This is a genomic window from Pseudomonas sp. Z1-12 (assembly GCF_051132015.1).
GTDB lineage: Bacteria > Pseudomonadota > Gammaproteobacteria > Pseudomonadales > Pseudomonadaceae > Aquipseudomonas > Aquipseudomonas zanjanensis.
In genome coordinates this window covers 2258492-2275669 of sequence record NZ_CP071647.1, presented here as the reverse complement: position 1 = coordinate 2275669, position 17178 = coordinate 2258492, and the positions used below count along the sequence as shown (strand labels likewise).

Here is a 17178-nt window from a genome sequence, read left to right as displayed (position 1 = left end):
GCGACAGACAGCAAGCAAGCGCAACCCACACAGCTGAAAAGGAAAACGGCTCATGAGCATCGAGGCATTTGGCTACAAACAGGAATTGAAACGCGGCCTGTCACTGACAGACCTGGTGGTCTACGGGATGATCTTCATGATCCCCATCGCACCGTTCGGCGTGTATGGCTACGTCAACGCCGAAGCACCGGGGATGGTACCGCTGGCCTACATCATCGGCATGGTGGCGATGCTGTTTACCGCGTTGAGCTACGGCAGCATGGCCCGGGCCTTTCCGGTGGCAGGTTCGGTCTATTCCTACGCGCAACGGGGCCTTAACCCACACGTCGGGTTCATTGCCGGCTGGCTGATGCTGCTGGATTACCTGCTGATCCCGCCACTGCTCTATGTCTACGCCGCCATGGCGCTGAACCATTTGTACCCGGACATTCCCAAGGTCGGTTTCATCCTGGCCTTCCTGGTGAGCGCGACCTTCGTCAACCTGCGGGGCATCACCTTCACCGCGCGGATGAACATCATCTTCCTGCTGGCACAGCTGGTGGTGCTGGGGATTTTCCTGTTCTACGCCTGGAACGCCCTGCAGGGTGGGGCCGGTAACGGCCAACTGACCCTGGCGCCGTTGTACAGCCCGGAACACTTCAACTTCGCCCTGCTGATGCAAGCCGTGTCCATCGCGGTGCTGTCGTTCCTGGGGTTCGACGCCATTTCCACCCTGGCTGAAGAGGTCAAGGGTGACCCGGGGCGCAGCGTCGGCAAGGCGGCACTGGTGACCTTGCTGGTGATGGGGGCGATTTTCGTGGTGCAGACCTGGATCGCCACCGACCTGGCGGCCGGCATGGGCTTCAAATCCGCCGACACCGCGTTCTATGAAATCGCCGAGCTGGCGGCCGGCAGTTGGCTGGCCACCTTGACCGCGGTGGCCACGGCCCTGGCCTGGGGCGTGGCGGTGGCGATCACCTCCCAGGCAGCGGTGTCGCGCCTGTTGTTCGGCATGGCCCGGGACGGCCAGTTGCCCAAGGTATTGGCCAAGGTCCATCCGAAACACAACACCCCCTACATGAGCATCTATCTGGTGGCGGTGCTGTCGTTGCTGATCTGCTACCTGTTCATCAACGCCGTGGACACCCTCACCTCCCTGGTCAATTTCGGCGCCCTGAGCGGCTTCATGTTGCTGCACATCACGGTCATCAACCATTACTGGCGCCGCCAACAGTCCGGCCAACTGATTCGCCACGTGATCTGCCCGCTGGTCGGCTTCGTGATCGTCGCGGCCATCATGTACAACATGGGCGTGGCTGCGCAGAAACTCGGCCTGATCTGGATTGCCGCGGGTGTGGTCTATCTGTGCCTGCTCAACAAATTCGGCAGTCGTACCGCCCTGCCCGATCCGGCAGGTCAATGAGGGGCGGCGGTCGAAAGGGTTCGGCCAGCCGTGGTTAAAACGCGTGGACATCGACAGTGATCGTCAAGCCCGGTGCCAGTCACGGGGCTCCCTGGAACAGGAGTGCAATCCATGCTGGCCTTACGTCCAGTTCAATTAGCCGATCTGCCGCAACTGCAACAATTGGCCCGTGACAGCCTGGTGGGCGTCACGTCGCTGCCGGACGATACCGGGCGTCTTGAGGAAAAAATCCTCGACTCGTGCGCTTCGTTCGCAGCCGATGTGCAGGGGCCGGGGGCGGAGAATTATTTTTTCGTCCTGCAGGACTTGGAATCCGGGCGCCTGGTGGGTTGTTCGGAGATCCTCTCCAGCACCGGTTGCAACGAGCCGTTCTACAGCCTGCGCAACCGGCCGTTTTCCAGCGAGTCCCGGGAGCTGAACATCCAGCATGGCGTGCCCGCGCTGTCGTTGTGCCAGGACCTCAACGGGCAGACGCTGCTGCGTGGCTTCCACATTGACGCCGAGCGGGTGCGCACGCCGGCATCGGAGCTGCTGTCCCGGGCCCGGCTGATGTTCATCGCCGCCCACCCCCAGCGCTTTGCCGAATCGGTCATCACTGAAATCGTCGGTTTCAGCAGCGAAGACGGCCAGTCGCCCTTCTGGGACGCCATCGGCCAGCACTTCTTCGACCTGCCCTATGTCGAAGCCGAACGATTGTGTGGCTTGCAGAGCCGGACCTTTCTCGCCGAACTGATGCCACAGTACCCGATCTACGTGCCCATGCTCCCGCCAGCGGCCCAGGCCTGCATCGGCCGAGTGCATCCCGACGGCCAGGAAGCCTTCGATATCCTCGAGCGCGAGGGTTTCGAAACCAACAGCTACGTCGATATTTTCGACGGCGGGCCGACCTTGCATGCCCGTATCGCCCATATCCGTTCCATCACGCAAAGTCGCCTCACCACCGCCAGGCAGAGCCTGCAGATTGACGCCCGCGGCCTGTACCTGGTGAGCAACGAGCACCTGGGCAGCTACCGGGCCATTATTGCCGAGCTGGACGTCAACGCCGACGGCCCGGTGGCCCTGTCACCCGCCATGCTGACCGCCCTGGACATCCAGGACGGCGCGCGGATCCGGGTGGTTGCCCTATGAGCCTCATTCGAACCCATGGCTTGCACCGACGTTTGGACCGACACGACAAAGGAGCTGCAGCATGATTGTTCGTCCGGTGGCCATCACCGATCTGCCTGCCTTGCTGGACCTGGCCCGTTGCGCGGGGCCCGGGTTCACCAGCCTGCCGGCCAACGAAGAGCGCCTCGCCCATCGTGTTCGCTGGGCCCAGCGGACCTTTGCCGGGCAAGTCGAACGCGCCGACGCCGACTACCTGTTCGTGCTCGAAGACGACGACCGGCAGGTGGTGGGCATCAGCGCCTTGACCGGGGCGGTGGGACTGCGTGAGCCCTGGTACAACTATCGGGTCGGGGTCACGGTCAGCTCGGCGCCGGAGCTGGGCATCCAACGACAGATCCCGACGCTGTTTCTCAACAACGAGATGTCCGGGCAATCGGAAATCTGCTCATTGTTCCTGCACCCCGAGCAACGCCACGGCCACAACGGCCGCTTGCTGTCCCTGGCACGCCTGCTGTTCGTGGCCGAGTTTCCCCATCTGTTCGGCGAAAAACTGATCGCCGAACTGCGGGGCCACGCCGACGAACAAGGCTGTTCGCCGTTCTGGGACAGCCTGGGACGGCACTTTTTCAAGAAGGATTTCAGCTACGCCGACCAGTTGTCCGGCATGGGCAACAAGTCGTTCATCGCCGAGCTGATGCCACGCCAGCCGCTGTACACCTGCCTGCTCACCGAACAGGCCCAGGCGGTGATCGGCAAGGCTCACCCGAACACCGAGCCGGCCCTGAAGATCCTCAGTGCCGAGGGGTTCAGCCATAAGGGCTACATCGACATTTTTGACGGTGGCCCGGTGATCGAGGCGCCGGTGTCGAAGATCCGCAGCGTACGCGACAGCCAGGCGCTGACCCTGGCCATTGGCACCCCGGATGAACGCGCTCCGGTCTGGCTGATCCACAACCGGCGCCTGGAAAACTGCCGTGTGACCAGCGCCCGCGCGCACTTGCATGGCCACACCTTGGTGGTCGATCGCCTCATCGCCAAACGCCTGCAAGTGCAACCGGGTGACACCGTGCGCGCCGTGGCATTGCCCAGGCAGGGACAACAGGCGGTGGCGGCATAGCCCGCGTATCCGTCGGCTACCGGCCTTCGGGACCTGGGACCGTTGCGCTGATGCCATAACGGCATCGTCCATACGCATTCGTCATCATCTTTGCGCTTGCCACGTGATAGCCTTTGGATCTTTCGGCGTTGACACTTTTGCTCAAGCCTTTCCATTCCATTGGTGGAACTCATATGTCCAGGCTTTCCCATCAAGATTTGCGTCGTAACTTTCGTCAACTACTGGCTTCCAAGACCTGCTACCACACCGCCTCGGTGTTTGACCCGATGTCGGCGCGCATTGCCGCCGACCTGGGTTTTGAAGTCGGCATCCTCGGAGGCTCGGTGGCGTCGTTGCAAGTATTGGGCGCGCCGGACTTCGCCCTGATCACCCTCAGCGAATTTGCCGAACAGGCCACCCGTATCGGTCGCGTGGCCCAACTGCCGTTCATTGCCGACGCCGATCATGGCTATGGCAATGCCCTGAACGTGATGCGCACCATCATCGAACTGGAGCGAGCCGGCGTTGCGGCGTTGACCATCGAGGACACCTTGCTGCCGGCCCAGTTCGGGCGTAAATCCACCGACTTGATCGGCGTGGCCGAGGGCGTCGGCAAGATTCGCGCGGCGCTGGAAGCGCGAGTCGATCCGGAAATGGCGATCATCGCCCGGACTAACGCGGGGATCCTGCCGGTGCAGGAAATCATCAGCCGGACCCAGCAATATGAACGTGCCGGGGCGGACGGGATTTGCATGGTGGGCGTGCAAGACTTCGATCATCTGGAGAAAATCAGCGAAAACCTGACGGTGCCGCTGATGCTTGTCACCTATGGCAACCCGTTGCTGCGCGACGACAAGCGCCTGGCCGAACTGGGCGTGCGCGTGACCATCGACGGCCACGGCGCCTACTTCGCCGCGATCAAGGCGACTTACGACAGCCTTCGCGAGCAACGGCAGATCTTCACCCAGGCCTCGGACCTCAGCGCCACCGAACTGACGCACACCTACACCCAGCCCGAGGACTACATCCGCTGGGCCGAGGAATACATGAGCGTCAAGGAGTAAGCTGATTCAGCTGTCCTGGAGGCCGTCATCGCGAGCAAGCTCGCTCCCACAGTGGGTCTGCGGCGAGACGTATATCTGGCCCACACGTCCATTCCTGTGGGAGCGAGCTTGCTCGCGATAGCGGTGTACCAGGCGACATTGATGCTGGCTGATACGACGTTATCGCGAGCAAGCTCGCTCCCACAGAAGCTTGCGGTGAACGCCAATGCTGCGGTCGTCCAACAAACTCTGTGGGAGCGAGCCTGCTCGCGATAGCGGTGCAAGCATGACGAACCTTCAGCGCCCGCTGCGCAGCATTTCCTTGGGCACGTACTTGCCGATCTCGAACTTGCCAATCGCGGCGCGGTGGACTTCATCCGGGCCGTCGGCCAGGCGCAGGGTGCGTTGCATGGCGTACATGTAGGCCAGCGGGAAATCGTTGGAAACCCCAGCGCCACCGTGGATCTGGATCGCCCGGTCGATGACCTTCAAAGCCACGTTCGGCGCGACGACCTTGATCTGGGCGATTTCGCTTTTCGCCACTTTATTGCCCACGGTGTCCATCATGTACGCCGCCTTCAACGTCAGCAGGCGCGCCATGTCGATTTCCATCCGCGAGTCGGCGATCTTGTCGATGTTACCGCCCAGGCGCGCCAACGGCTGGCCGAAAGCGGTGCGGCTGATGGCCCGCTTGCACATCAATTCCAAGGCGCGCTCGGCCATGCCGATGGAGCGCATGCAGTGGTGGATCCGGCCCGGGCCGAGGCGGCCCTGGGCAATCTCGAAGCCACGGCCTTCACCCAGCAGGACGTTTTCGTACGGCACCCGCACGTTATCGAACAGCACCTCGGCATGGCCGTGAGGCGCATCGTCGTAGCCGAACACCGGCAGCGGTCGGACGATCTTGACCCCGGGAGTGTCCACCGGAACCAGAATCATCGAATGCTGGGCATGCCGTGGTGCATCGGGGTTGCTCAGGCCCATGAAAATCAGGATCTTGCAGCGCGGATCGCAGGCGCCTGAGGTCCACCATTTCTTGCCATTGATCACCCACTGGTCGCCGTCACGCTCGGCGCGGGCGGCCATATTGGTGGCGTCCGAAGAAGCCACGTCCGGCTCGGTCATGGCAAAGGCCGAACGAATCTCGCCGCGCAGCAGGGGTTCGAGCCAGCGTTGCTTTTGTTCTTCATTGGCGTAGCGCACCAGCACTTCCATGTTGCCGGTGTCCGGCGCCGAGCAGTTGAACGGCTCCGGCCCCAACAACGAGCGCCCCATGATCTCTGCCAGCGGCGCGTATTCCAGGTTGGTCAGGCCGGCGCCCAGCTCGGACTCCGGCAGGAAAAGATTCCACAGGCCTTCTGCCTTGGCCTTGGCCTTGAGCTCTTCCATGATGGCCGTGGGTTGCCAGCGGTCGCCTTCGGCCACTTGTCGTTCGAACACCGCTTCGGCCGGGTAGACGTAGGCGTCCATGAACGCTGTGACGCGTTCACGCAGTTCCTGAACCTTGGGGGAATAGGCAAAATCCATGAGCAGCACCTTCTTGGCAGAGGTTGTTTTAGGTCATGAAATCGATGCTAGTTCAGCTACGAAAATTTACCTAACCTATTCTCGGCGTGTATTAACATTCATCACCGATATATGTTTCACTGATTCTCATCGCCACCCGGCACCTCACAACAAGCCCAAGAACAAGAGTGCAGCGCCATGAATCTGAGCAAGGTCGACCTCAACCTTTTCATTGTCTTCGATGCGATCTACACCGAAGCCAACCTGACCCGCGCCGGGCAGATCGTCGGCATCACTCAGCCAGCCGTGTCCAATGCCCTGGCCCGTCTGCGCGAGACCTTCAACGACCCCCTCTTCGTACGCACCGCCCAAGGCATGGTGCCGACGCCCATGGCCCAGAACATCATCGGCCCGGTGCGCAACGCCTTGTCACTGCTGCGGGTGTCAGTGCAGGAAAGCCGGATCTTCAACCCGCTGCAGGCCGTCAAGACCTATCGCATCAGCATGACCGACCTCACCGAAGGCGTGATCCTGCCGCTGCTGTTTCAACGCCTGCGCCGCCTGGCGCCGACCGTGGCGATCGAGAGTTTCCTGTCCAAGCGCCGTGAAACCACCAAGGAACTGGCCGCCGGCCGCCTCGATTTCGCCGTGGACGCGCCGCTCAACACCGACCCGCAGGTGCGCCACGTCAAGTTGATGGAAGATCGCTACGTATGCGCCATGCGCAAGGGCCATCCCCTGGCGGGCAAGGAAAAGATCAGCCTCGACGATTACCTGGCCCAGACCCACGTGCACATTTCCAGCCGCCGTAACGGCCTGGGTTACGTTGACCTGGCCCTCGGCAAGATGGGCATCCAACGCAAGATCGCCTTGCGCTCCCAGCATTACTTGATGGCCTCCCAAGTGCTGCAGCAGACCGACATGGTCATGACCGTCCCCGAGCGCTTTGCCCGGCGTCACGATTTGCACGCCTTCCTGCTCCCGGTGAACGACGTGCCACCGGTGGAAACCCATCTCTACTGGCACGAAAGCACCGACCAGGACCCGGCCAACCGCTGGATGCGCGAGCAGATGATCGAGCTGTGCCAGCAGGTGACGGCTCATGAGAAGAAGCTCGACAAGGTTTAGGAGATCAAAACTGTGGGAGCGAGCTTGCTCGCGATAACGGTGGATCAGCTTGCATTCATGTTGAATGTGCCGCCGTCATCGCGAGCAAGCTCGCTCCCACAGGTTTTATGTGCAAGAACCGCATTGCTTGACGCGCACGTCAACCTGCCTTTAGCTTAGCGCCAACCCTTTCGTTTCGAGCGCTTCCATGAGCAGCCAGACCTACAGCATCTCCGACCTCGCCCGCGAATTGGATATCACGACACGGGCCATCCGTTTCTACGAAGAACAAGGCCTGTTGAGCCCGGAGCGACGGGGTCAGGAGCGCATTTACTCGCCGCGGGACAAGGTCAGCCTGAAGCTGATCCTGCGTGGCAAGCGCATTGGTTTTTCCCTCGCTGAGTGCCGCGAGCTGATCGAACTCTACGACCCCACCAGCGGCAACCAGAAACAACTGCACAGCATGCTGGCAAAAATCGCCGAGCGCCGGGAACAGCTCGAGCAGCAATTGCTGGACATCGAACAGATGAAGCTGGAACTCGACACCGCCGAGGAACGTTGCATCCAGGCGCTGGAGCAGACGCTCAAGGGCGAGGAAATCGCCCAGTAACACGACATGCCCCCTGTGGGAGCGAGCTTGCTCGCGATAGCGGTAGACCGGCCAATATCAATGGCGACTGATCCGACGCTATCGCGAGCAAGCTCGCTCCCACAGGGGGACATCATCGCTCTCGATATTTTGGCAACTCATTACAGGTCACTCCCCATGTCCCTCCCCTCCTTTGTACGCTTGATCGAAGTCGGCCCCCGCGACGGGTTGCAGAACGAAGCCCAGCCCATCAGCGTCGCCGACAAGGTGCGCCTGGTGGATGCCCTGAGCGCCGCCGGCCTGGGTTACATCGAAGTCGGCAGTTTCGTCTCGCCCAAGTGGGTGCCGCAAATGGCCGGGTCCGCCGAGGTGTTCGCGCAGATCCAGCGCAAGCCCGGTGTGACTTATGGCGCCCTGGCGCCCAACCTGCGGGGGTTCGAAGATGCACTGGCGGCGGGCGTAAAAGAAGTGGCGGTGTTCGCCGCCGCGTCCGAAGCGTTTTCCCAGCGCAACATCAATTGCTCCATCAAGGAAAGCCTGGAACGCTTCGCGCCGATCATGGACGCCGCCAGACAGCACGGCGTCAGTGTGCGCGGCTACGTCTCTTGCGTGCTGGGCTGCCCGTATGAAGGGGCGGTCAAGCCTGAGCAGGTCGCGTGGGTCGCTCGGGAGCTGTATGCGATGGGCTGCTACGAAGTCTCCCTGGGTGACACCATCGGCACGGGCACCGCCGGCGCCACCCGCAGGATGTTCGAGGTGGTGGGCGCCGAAGTGCCGCGGGACAAACTCGCCGGACATTTCCACGACACCTACGGCCAAGCCATGGCCAATGTGTACGCCAGCCTGCTGGAGGGCATCGCGGTGTTCGACAGTTCCATCGCCGGCCTGGGCGGTTGCCCGTACGCCAAGGGCGCCAGCGGTAACGTCGCCACCGAAGACGTGCTCTACCTGCTCAATGGGTTGGGTATCGAAACCGGTGTCGACCTGGACGCATTGATCGCCGCGGGGCGGCAAATCTGTGACGTGCTCGGCCGCCCCAGCGGTTCGCGCGTGGCCAAGGCCCGTAGCGCACAGTGAGGTGTTACCGCTGGCTTTGTAACAGCGGCGAAACGAGTAACACGGAAACAATTTGTCAGGTTTGGTCCGTCAGGTTTTTCAGCTGAAAATCACAACCTATTGATTCATATAGAATTTTAAAAGTTGGCACGCCGCCTGCTATATCTCTGGCATAACAAGAATAAAAAAACGCAGCAAACCCAATAAAAACAAGACGAAACGACTCTGACATAACAAAAACAACACGGCAGAGACGCAGCTAACAGATTTTTTTGGAGAAGATGGGCTTTTCAGGGTGCTTCCAGGAGCAACCCGCAACCGGGCAGAGAACAATAAAACTACCTTCAGGTAGCTCCCGAATCGGTTGGATCGCAAAGCGAAAAAGCAAATCAGCGCTCAAAAAAATACGTTTGCTCTTGATCCCGGATGGGGATCGCCAAAAACAGCGGTAAAGGGCCACGGCTGCCAATAACAACAACAGGCCGCCCCTCAATAATAAAAAAAGAGCACGCGACGACAAAATTAAAGGGGAGCTTCGGCTCCCCTTTGTGCTGTCTGGCGTTTGGGTTTTTCGTGTGGGAGCGGGCTTGCTCGCGAAGGGGCCCGGACAGTCAATATCAATGTCGACTGACACACCGCTTTCGCGGGCAAGCCCGCTCCCACAGGGGATCTTGCTCAGCCTTCTCTATCACGCAGTTCTTCGATGCTGATTTCGCGCATGCGGAATTTCTGGATCTTGCCAGTGACCGTCATCGGGAACTCTTCGACGAACTTGAAATGACGCGGCGTCTTGAAATGGGCGATGCGTTCCTTGCACCAGGCTTGCAGCGCTTGCTCGGAGGCGCTGTGGCCGGGGTGGAACTTGATCCATGCCACGATTTCTTCGCCATAGCGCGAACATGGAATGCCGATCACTTGCACATCCGCCACCGCCGGATGGGTGAAGAAGAACTCCTCCAGCTCGCGCGGGTAAATATTCTCCCCGCCACGAATGATCATGTCCTTGTTGCGCCCGACGATGCAGACGTAACCCTGTTCGTCCATGGTCGCCAGGTCGCCGGTGTGCATCCAGCCCTGGGCGTCGATGGCATCGGCGGTGCCCTTGGGGTTGTTCCAGTAACCGAGCATCACACTGTAGCCACGGGTGCACAATTCGCCGACCGCGCCACGCGGGACGACCTGGCCTGCCTCATCGATAATCTTGCTTTCCAAGTGTGGCTGGGTGCGGCCGACGGTGGTCACCCGCAGCTCCAGTTCGTCTGAAGGACCGGTCTGCAACGACACCGGACTGGTTTCCGTCATGCCGTAGGCAATCTGCACCTCAGCCATGTGCATCTCGTTGATGACCCGCCGCATCACTTCGATCGGACATGTAGCCCCAGCCATGATGCCCGTGCGCAGGCTGGACAGGTCGAAGTCGCCCCGCTGCGGCTGGTCCAGCAGGGCGATGAACATGGTCGGCACGCCATACAGCGCGGTGGCTTTTTCCTCGGCCACGGCTTTTAGCGTCAGCAACGGGTCGAAGGCATCGTTGGGGTAGATCATGGTGCTGCCATGGGTCATGCAGCCCAGGTTGCCCATGACCATGCCGAAGCAATGGTAGAGCGGCACCGGGATCACCAGCCGGTCGCCAGCCGTCAGGCCCAGGCTTTCGCCGACCATGTAACCGTTGTTGAGAATGTTGTGGTGGCTGAGGGTCGCACCCTTGGGAAAGCCGGTGGTGCCGGAGGTGTATTGGATATTCACTGGCTGATCGAAGTGCAGGCTGGATTGGCGCTCGGCCAGTTGTCCTGGCGCCACCGCCGCACCCAGGGCGGCCAGTTGTGACCAAGGCAGAAAGCCTGACGGGGGGTGGGGATCGAGGCTGACTACACCGCGTAAATCCGGCAGGCGTTCGCTCTGCAGCTGGCCGATCGATTGCTCCGCCAGCTCCGGTGCCAGCGCTTGCAACATGGCGTGGTAGTCCGAGGTCTTGAACGCTCCGGCACACACCAGCCATTGGCATCCGGACTGTTTGAGCACGTATTCGAGTTCGGAGACTCGATAGGCCGGATTGATATTGACCAGAATGACGCCGATCTTCGCACTGGCGAACTGGCTGATGCACCACTGGGCGCAATTGGGCGCCCACACGCCGAGACGGTCGCCGGTTTTCAAGCCCAGCGCCAACAAGGCCCGGGCGTGCAGGTCGACGGCCTCAGCCAGTTGCCGCCAGGTGTAACGCAACGATTGATGACGAACCACCAACGCCTCGCCCTCTGGATAACGGGCCACGGTCTGGTCGAAAACCTCGCCAATGGTTTGTGCCAGCAAGGCCTTGTCCTGCGAGCCGCGGGTGTAGCTGAGCTGCGAATGCGAACCGGGTTGATCCATGACGCCCCCTCTTGTCTTTATTAGTGGGTGTAGCGGTGGAACCTCATGCACAAATGCCGTTGTGGCGAGGGAGCTTGCTCCCGCTCGGCTGCGAAGCAGTCGTCATCGAAATCAAACGTCCACAAGATACGACCGCTGCGCGCTCGAGCGGGAGCAAGCTCCCTCGCCACAAAAGCTGATCAAAAACACCCGTACTCTGGCCTAAGTTGACGTTAACGTAAAGGGCGATTGACAGCCTCTCGTCGCAGGCTTACGTTAACGTAAAGGTAGAGCATTTCCCGCTCTCCGCACCCGATAAAAAAGCCAAAGGTGTCCCATGAGCTACCCATCCCTGAATTTTGCCCTCGGCGAAACCATCGACATGTTGCGCGACCAGGTGCAAGCCTTCGTCAAGGCCGAACTGGCGCCTCGCGCAGCGCAGATCGATATCGACAATCTGTTTCCCGCTGACATGTGGCGCAAATTCGGTGACATGGGCCTGCTGGGCATCACCGTACCGGAAGAATACGGCGGCGCTGGCCTCGGCTACCTGGCCCACGTGGTGGCGATGGAAGAAATCAGCCGCGGCTCGGCCTCGGTCGCCCTCTCCTATGGCGCCCATTCCAACCTCTGCGTGAACCAGATCAACCGCAACGGCACTCACGAACAGAAAACCAAGTACCTGCCCAAACTGATCAGCGGCGAACACATCGGCGCCCTGGCGATGAGCGAACCGAACGCCGGCTCCGACGTGGTTTCCATGAAACTGCGGGCCGACAAGCGCGGCGACAAATACGTCCTCAACGGCAGCAAGACCTGGATCACCAACGGCCCCGATGCCAACACCTACGTGATCTACGCCAAGACCGACCTGGAAAAAGGCGCCCACGGCATCACCGCTTTCATCGTCGAGCGCGACTGGAAAGGCTTCAGCCGCAGCAACAAGTTCGACAAGCTCGGCATGCGCGGCTCCAACACGTGCGAGCTGTTTTTCGATGACGTCGAAGTGCCGGAAGAAAACATCCTCGGCGCCCTCAACGGTGGCGTGAAAGTCCTGATGAGCGGCCTCGACTACGAGCGCGTGGTGCTGTCCGGCGGCCCGACCGGGATCATGCAAGCCTGCATGGACCTGATCGTGCCCTACATCCACGACCGCAAACAGTTCGGCCAAAGCATCGGCGAATTCCAACTGATCCAAGGCAAGGTCGCCGACATGTACACCCAGCTCAACGCCAGCCGCGCCTACCTGTATGCGGTGGCCCAGGCTTGCGAGCGCGGCGAAACCACCCGCAAGGACGCCGCCGGGGTGATCCTCTACAGCGCCGAGCGCGCCACGCAAATGGCCCTCGACGCGATCCAGATCCTGGGGGGCAATGGCTACATCAATGAATTCCCCGCCGGTCGTCTGCTACGGGACGCCAAGCTGTATGAAATTGGTGCTGGCACCAGTGAGATTCGTCGGATGTTGATCGGCCGCGAACTGTTCAACGAAACCCGCTAACGGAGCTGACCATGGCCACGCTGCATACTCAGCTCAACCCACGTTCCCCGGAGTTCATCGCCAACCGCGATGCGATGCTCGGACACGTCGAAGCCCTGCGCACCCTGCTCGCGCACATTCGCCAGGGCGGCGGACCCAAGGCTCAGGAACGGCATGCTTCGCGAGGCAAATTGCTGCCCCGTGAGCGCATCAACCGATTGCTGGATCCGGGCTCGCCGTTCCTGGAGATCAGTCCATTGGCGGCCCATGAAGTCTATGGCGAAGACGTGCCGGCGGCCGGCGTGATTGCCGGCATTGGCCGCGTGGAAGGCGTCGAATGCATGATTGTCGCCAATGACGCGACGGTCAAAGGTGGCTCCTACTATCCGTTGACGGTGAAAAAACACCTGCGCGCCCAGACCATCGCCCAGCAGAATCGCCTGCCGTGCATTTACCTGGTGGATTCAGGCGGCGCCAACCTGCCGCGCCAGGATGAAGTGTTCCCGGACCGCGAGCACTTCGGCCGGATCTTCTTCAACCAGGCCAACATGAGTGCCCTGGGTATCCCGCAGATTGCCGTGGTCATGGGTTCCTGTACCGCTGGCGGCGCTTATGTGCCGGCCATGGCGGACGAGGCGATCATGGTCCGCCAGCAAGCGACGATTTTCCTCGCCGGCCCACCCTTGGTAAAAGCCGCCACCGGTGAAGTGGTCAGCGCCGAAGACTTGGGCGGCGCCGATGTGCACTGCAAGATTTCCGGCGTGGCGGATCACTATGCCGACAGCGACGAACATGCCCTGGCCCTGGCCCGGCGCAGCGTGGCCAACCTCAATTGGCGCAAACTCGGTGAGTTGCAGCGTCGCCAGCCCATCGCCCCGCTGTATTGCAGCGATGAGCTGTACGGCGTGGTTTCGGCCGATGCCAAGCAGCCGTTCGATGTGCGGGAAGTGATCGCGCGCCTGGTGGACGGTTCGGTGTTCGATGAGTTCAAGGCGCTGTTCGGCACGACCCTGGTGTGCGGTTTCGCTCATTTGCACGGCTACCCGATCGCAATCCTGGCCAACAATGGCATCCTCTTCGCCGAGGCTGCGCAGAAAGGCGCGCACTTCATCGAACTGGCCTGTCAGCGCGGGATCCCGTTGCTGTTCTTGCAGAACATCACCGGTTTCATGGTCGGGCAGAAATACGAAGCCGGTGGCATCGCCAAGCACGGCGCAAAACTGGTGACCGCGGTGGCCTGCGCCAAGGTGCCGAAATTCACCGTGATCATTGGCGGCAGTTTCGGCGCGGGCAACTACGGCATGTGCGGCCGCGCCTATGATCCGCGGTTCCTGTGGATGTGGCCGAACGCGCGAATTGGCGTGATGGGGGCCGAGCAGGCGGCCGGCGTGCTGGTGCAAGTCAAGCGTGAACAAGCCGAACGCAGTGGCCAGCCCTTCAGCGCCGAGCAGGAAGCCGAGATCAAGCAACCGATCCTCGATCAGTACGAAGAACAGGGTCACCCCTATTACTCCAGCGCACGGCTGTGGGACGACGGCGTCATCGACCCGGCCCAGACCCGCGATGTACTGGGCCTGGCCTTGTCCGCGTCACTGAACGCGCCTATCGAACCGAGCCGCTTCGGCGTGTTCCGGATGTAAACGGGGAATGACCATGGAAAACTTCAACACCCTCGAACTGCACACCGACCCACGGGGCGTCGCCACCCTGTGGCTCAGTCGCGAGTCGAAGAACAACGCGTTCAACGCCGAAATGATCCGCGAACTGATCCTCGCCCTCGATCACGTCGGCAGCGATCCAAACCTGCGTTTCCTGCTGATCCGCGGTCGCGGCAAGCATTTCAGCGCTGGCGCCGATCTGGCCTGGATGCAGCAATCGGCCGAGCTCGACTACCACACCAATCTCGACGACGCCCGGGAACTGGCTGAGCTCATGTACAACCTGGCCAAGCTGAAGATCCCCACGCTGGCCGTCGTCCAGGGTGCGGCGTTCGGTGGCGCGCTGGGGCTTATCAGTGCCTGCGACATGGCCATTGGCGCCAATGAAGCACAGTTTTGCCTGTCGGAAGTGCGCATTGGCCTGGCGCCGGCGGTGATCAGCCCGTTCGTGGTGCAAGCCATCGGCGAGCGGGCGGCGCGTCGGTATGCCCTGACAGCAGAACGCTTCGACGGGCAACGTGCGAAAGAAATCGGTTTGCTGTCGGACAGTTACCCAGCCGAGACCTTGGACCAGCAGGTCGAACAGTGGATCGACAACCTGTTGCTCAACAGCCCGGCGGCCATGCGCGCCAGCAAGGAACTGCTGCGTGAAGTCGGCAACGGCGCCCTGACCCCGGCGCTGCGACGCTATACCGAAAACGCCATCGCCCGCATCCGCGTCAGCCCGGAGGGCCAGGAAGGCCTGCGGGCCTTTCTGCAAAAGCGTGCACCGAACTGGCAAGCCGAATCGAATAACAAGGAGTCGCGTCGATGAGCGCCCCTGCCCTCACCACGTTGCTGGTGGCCAATCGCGGCGAAATCGCCTGCCGCGTGATGCGCACCGCCAAGGCCATGGGCCTGACCACCGTTGCCGTCCACAGCGCCACCGACCGTGATGCCCGCCACAGCCGTGAAGCCGACATTCGTGTGGACCTGGGCGGCAGCAAGGCTGCCGACAGTTATCTGCAAATCGATAAATTGATCGCCGCGGCCAAAGCCAGCGGTGCCCAAGCCATCCATCCCGGTTATGGTTTTCTGTCCGAGAACGCCGGGTTCGCCCGGGCGATTGAAAACGCCGGGCTGATCTTCCTCGGCCCACCGGCCTCGGCCATCGACGCCATGGGCAGCAAATCGGCGGCCAAGGCCTTGATGGAGACCGCCGGCGTGCCGCTGGTGCCCGGCTATCACGGCGAAGCCCAGGACTTGGAGACCTTTCGCGACGCCGCCGAGCGCATCGGCTGCCCCGTATTGCTCAAGGCCACCGCCGGCGGTGGCGGCAAGGGCATGAAAGTCGTCGAAGACGTCAGCCAACTGGCCGAAGCCCTGGCCTCGGCCCAGCGTGAAGCGCTGTCCTCGTTCGGCGATTCACGGATGCTGGTGGAAAAATACCTGCTCAAGCCGCGCCATGTGGAAATCCAGGTATTTGCCGACCAACACGGCAACTGCCTGTACCTCAACGAGCGCGATTGCTCGATCCAGCGCCGCCACCAGAAAGTCGTGGAAGAAGCCCCCGCGCCCGGCCTGACCCCGCAACTGCGCCGGGCCATGGGTGAAGCCGCCGTGCGCGCGGCCCAGGCGATCGGTTATGTCGGGGCCGGTACGGTGGAGTTCCTGCTGGATGCCCGGGGCGAATTTTTCTTCATGGAAATGAACACCCGGTTGCAGGTCGAGCATCCGGTCACCGAAGCGATCACTGGACTGGACCTGGTGGCCTGGCAGATTCGCGTCGCCCAAGGCGAGCCATTGCCGCTCACTCAGGCGCAAGTACCGCTGCGCGGCCACGCCATCGAAGTGCGGTTGTATGCCGAAGACCCGGCCAACGATTTCCTGCCCGCTACCGGGCGGCTGGCGTTGTATCGCGAGTCGGCCGAGGGGCCGGGGCGGCGAGTCGACAGCGGGGTTGAAGAAGGCGATGAAATCTCGCCGTTCTACGACCCGATGCTCGGCAAGCTGATCGCCTGGGGTGAAGACCGCGAGCAGGCGCGCTTGCGACTGTTGAGTATGCTCGACGAATTTGCCATTGGCGGGCTGAAGACCAACATCGGCTTCCTGCGACGGATCATCGCCCACCCCGCCTTCGCAACGGCGGAACTGGACACCGGATTTATCCCACGTTACCAAACGCAATTACTGCCAGAGCCCGGCGAATTGGATGACGCGTTCTGGCTCGCCGCCGCCCAAGGGTTCGCCTTGAGCCTGACCCCGCGTGTACGCGGCGATGATGCCGACTCACCCTGGGCCAGCACCACCGGGTTGCGTCTGGGGCTGCCCAGGGAAACCACCTTGCACCTGAACTGCGAAGGCCAGGATCGCGCACTGACGCTGGACAGCACCGTCTGTTGCGCGGAACTCAAGGGTGAGCAACTGACGATCGAGCACCACGGCCTGCGCCGCAGCCATCGGGCCATTCGCCAGGACGACAGCTTGTACCTGCAATGGCAAGGTGACCTGCACCGGATCGACCTGTACGACCCATTGGCCGCCGCCGAAGCCAGCCACAGCCATCAAGGCGGCCTGGTGGCGCCCATGAACGGCAGTATCGTGCGGGTATTGGTGAATGTCGGCCAGACCGTGGAGGCCGGGGCTCAACTGGTGGTGCTGGAAGCCATGAAAATGGAGCACAGCATTCGTGCGCCCCAGGCTGGCGTGATCAAGGCGCTGTACTGCCAGGAAGGCGAAATGGTCAACGAAGGCAGTGCCTTGGTGGCGTTCGAAGAATAGGCATCGGCCCGTTCCCCGGGCC

Annotated in this window: 13 protein-coding genes; 11 read left to right on the top strand and 2 right to left on the bottom strand. The window is 61.7% G+C overall.

Annotated features, from left to right (window positions below; translation table 11 throughout):
- The first annotated feature begins 52 nt into the window (after positions 1-52).
- The 4 genes from J3P85_RS10125 (at position 53) to J3P85_RS10110 (ending at position 4669) form a co-directional block, all read left to right on the top strand.
- Positions 53-1402, top strand: coding sequence for an APC family permease (locus tag J3P85_RS10125; RefSeq protein ID WP_434705681.1), 1350 nt, complete (start codon positions 53-55; stop codon positions 1400-1402).
- A 111-nt stretch (positions 1403-1513) separates the two neighbouring features.
- Positions 1514-2530 (top strand): arginine N-succinyltransferase, encoded by a 1017-nt coding sequence (locus J3P85_RS10120; protein ID WP_186730701.1) that lies wholly within the window; start codon positions 1514-1516, stop codon positions 2528-2530.
- A gap of 61 nt (positions 2531-2591) precedes the next feature.
- A complete protein-coding gene (gene astA / locus J3P85_RS10115; RefSeq protein ID WP_434571162.1) occupies positions 2592-3626 on the top strand; it encodes an arginine N-succinyltransferase in 1035 nt (344 codons plus the stop codon).
- Positions 3627-3799: 173 nt separating this feature from the next.
- The gene (locus J3P85_RS10110) at positions 3800-4669 is read left to right on the top strand and encodes an isocitrate lyase/PEP mutase family protein (protein WP_250964608.1); all 870 of its coding nucleotides are present in this window, start codon (positions 3800-3802) and stop codon (positions 4667-4669) included.
- Between the two features lie 276 nt (positions 4670-4945).
- On the opposite strand, the gene J3P85_RS10105 is transcribed toward J3P85_RS10110, so the two are convergent.
- Positions 4946-6175, bottom strand: coding sequence for an acyl-CoA dehydrogenase (locus J3P85_RS10105; RefSeq protein WP_434656871.1), 1230 nt, complete (start codon positions 6173-6175; stop codon positions 4946-4948).
- Between the two features lie 177 nt (positions 6176-6352).
- Between J3P85_RS10105 and J3P85_RS10100 the strand changes: the two genes are divergently transcribed.
- From J3P85_RS10100 to J3P85_RS10090, 3 genes are all read left to right on the top strand, one after another.
- Positions 6353-7282: a LysR family transcriptional regulator gene (locus J3P85_RS10100; protein WP_003200002.1), complete on the top strand. Its 930-nt coding sequence runs from the start codon at positions 6353-6355 to the stop codon at positions 7280-7282.
- Between the two features lie 187 nt (positions 7283-7469).
- Positions 7470-7871 (top strand): MerR family transcriptional regulator, encoded by a 402-nt coding sequence (locus J3P85_RS10095; protein WP_186730703.1) that lies wholly within the window; start codon positions 7470-7472, stop codon positions 7869-7871.
- A gap of 156 nt (positions 7872-8027) precedes the next feature.
- Positions 8028-8927 carry a hydroxymethylglutaryl-CoA lyase gene (locus tag J3P85_RS10090; RefSeq protein ID WP_434705680.1) on the top strand — a complete coding sequence of 300 codons (900 nt, stop codon included), beginning with the start codon at positions 8028-8030 and terminating at the stop codon, positions 8925-8927.
- A 654-nt stretch (positions 8928-9581) separates the two neighbouring features.
- Here the strand turns inward: J3P85_RS10090 and J3P85_RS10085 are convergent.
- Complete coding sequence (locus J3P85_RS10085; RefSeq protein ID WP_434705679.1) at positions 9582-11279, bottom strand: AMP-binding protein; 1698 nt, start codon at positions 11277-11279, stop codon at positions 9582-9584.
- Positions 11280-11595: 316 nt separating this feature from the next.
- On the opposite strand from J3P85_RS10085, the gene J3P85_RS10080 reads away from it, so the two are divergent.
- Genes J3P85_RS10080 through J3P85_RS10065 form a run of 4 tightly spaced genes read left to right on the top strand, consistent with a single transcriptional unit; the run spans position 11596 to position 17156 of the window.
- A complete protein-coding gene (locus J3P85_RS10080) occupies positions 11596-12759 on the top strand; it encodes an isovaleryl-CoA dehydrogenase (RefSeq protein WP_250965215.1) in 1164 nt (387 codons plus the stop codon).
- An 11-nt stretch (positions 12760-12770) separates the two neighbouring features.
- Positions 12771-14378: a carboxyl transferase domain-containing protein gene (locus J3P85_RS10075; RefSeq protein WP_411385120.1), complete on the top strand. Its 1608-nt coding sequence runs from the start codon at positions 12771-12773 to the stop codon at positions 14376-14378.
- Positions 14379-14391: 13 nt separating this feature from the next.
- Positions 14392-15210: a gamma-carboxygeranoyl-CoA hydratase gene (locus tag J3P85_RS10070; protein WP_434705678.1), complete on the top strand. Its 819-nt coding sequence runs from the start codon at positions 14392-14394 to the stop codon at positions 15208-15210.
- On the top strand, positions 15207-17156 hold the full coding sequence (locus tag J3P85_RS10065; RefSeq protein ID WP_434705677.1) for an acetyl/propionyl/methylcrotonyl-CoA carboxylase subunit alpha: 1950 nt from the start codon (positions 15207-15209) through the stop codon (positions 17154-17156). Before J3P85_RS10070 ends, J3P85_RS10065 begins: the two co-directional genes overlap by 4 nt.
- Positions 17157-17178 lie beyond the last annotated feature (22 nt).

What these genes read in the sequence shown, in the direction of transcription:
- J3P85_RS10090 (WP_434705680.1), top strand. Translation starts at nt 8,028, where the DNA reads ATGTCCCTCCCCTCCTTTGTACGCTTGATCGAAGTCGGCCCCCGCGAC.
- J3P85_RS10085 (WP_434705679.1), bottom strand. Translation starts at nt 11,279, where the DNA reads ATGGATCAACCCGGTTCGCATTCGCAGCTCAGCTACACCCGCGGCTCG.
- J3P85_RS10070 (WP_434705678.1), top strand. Translation starts at nt 14,392, where the DNA reads ATGGAAAACTTCAACACCCTCGAACTGCACACCGACCCACGGGGCGTC.
- J3P85_RS10105 (WP_434656871.1), bottom strand. Translation starts at nt 6,175, where the DNA reads ATGGATTTTGCCTATTCCCCCAAGGTTCAGGAACTGCGTGAACGCGTC.
- J3P85_RS10120 (WP_186730701.1), top strand. Translation starts at nt 1,514, where the DNA reads ATGCTGGCCTTACGTCCAGTTCAATTAGCCGATCTGCCGCAACTGCAA.
- J3P85_RS10100 (WP_003200002.1), top strand. Translation starts at nt 6,353, where the DNA reads ATGAATCTGAGCAAGGTCGACCTCAACCTTTTCATTGTCTTCGATGCG.
- J3P85_RS10095 (WP_186730703.1), top strand. Translation starts at nt 7,470, where the DNA reads ATGAGCAGCCAGACCTACAGCATCTCCGACCTCGCCCGCGAATTGGAT.
- J3P85_RS10065 (WP_434705677.1), top strand. Translation starts at nt 15,207, where the DNA reads ATGAGCGCCCCTGCCCTCACCACGTTGCTGGTGGCCAATCGCGGCGAA.
- J3P85_RS10125 (WP_434705681.1), top strand. Translation starts at nt 53, where the DNA reads ATGAGCATCGAGGCATTTGGCTACAAACAGGAATTGAAACGCGGCCTG.
- J3P85_RS10075 (WP_411385120.1), top strand. Translation starts at nt 12,771, where the DNA reads ATGGCCACGCTGCATACTCAGCTCAACCCACGTTCCCCGGAGTTCATC.
- J3P85_RS10110 (WP_250964608.1), top strand. Translation starts at nt 3,800, where the DNA reads ATGTCCAGGCTTTCCCATCAAGATTTGCGTCGTAACTTTCGTCAACTA.
- J3P85_RS10080 (WP_250965215.1), top strand. Translation starts at nt 11,596, where the DNA reads ATGAGCTACCCATCCCTGAATTTTGCCCTCGGCGAAACCATCGACATG.
- astA (WP_434571162.1), top strand. Translation starts at nt 2,592, where the DNA reads ATGATTGTTCGTCCGGTGGCCATCACCGATCTGCCTGCCTTGCTGGAC.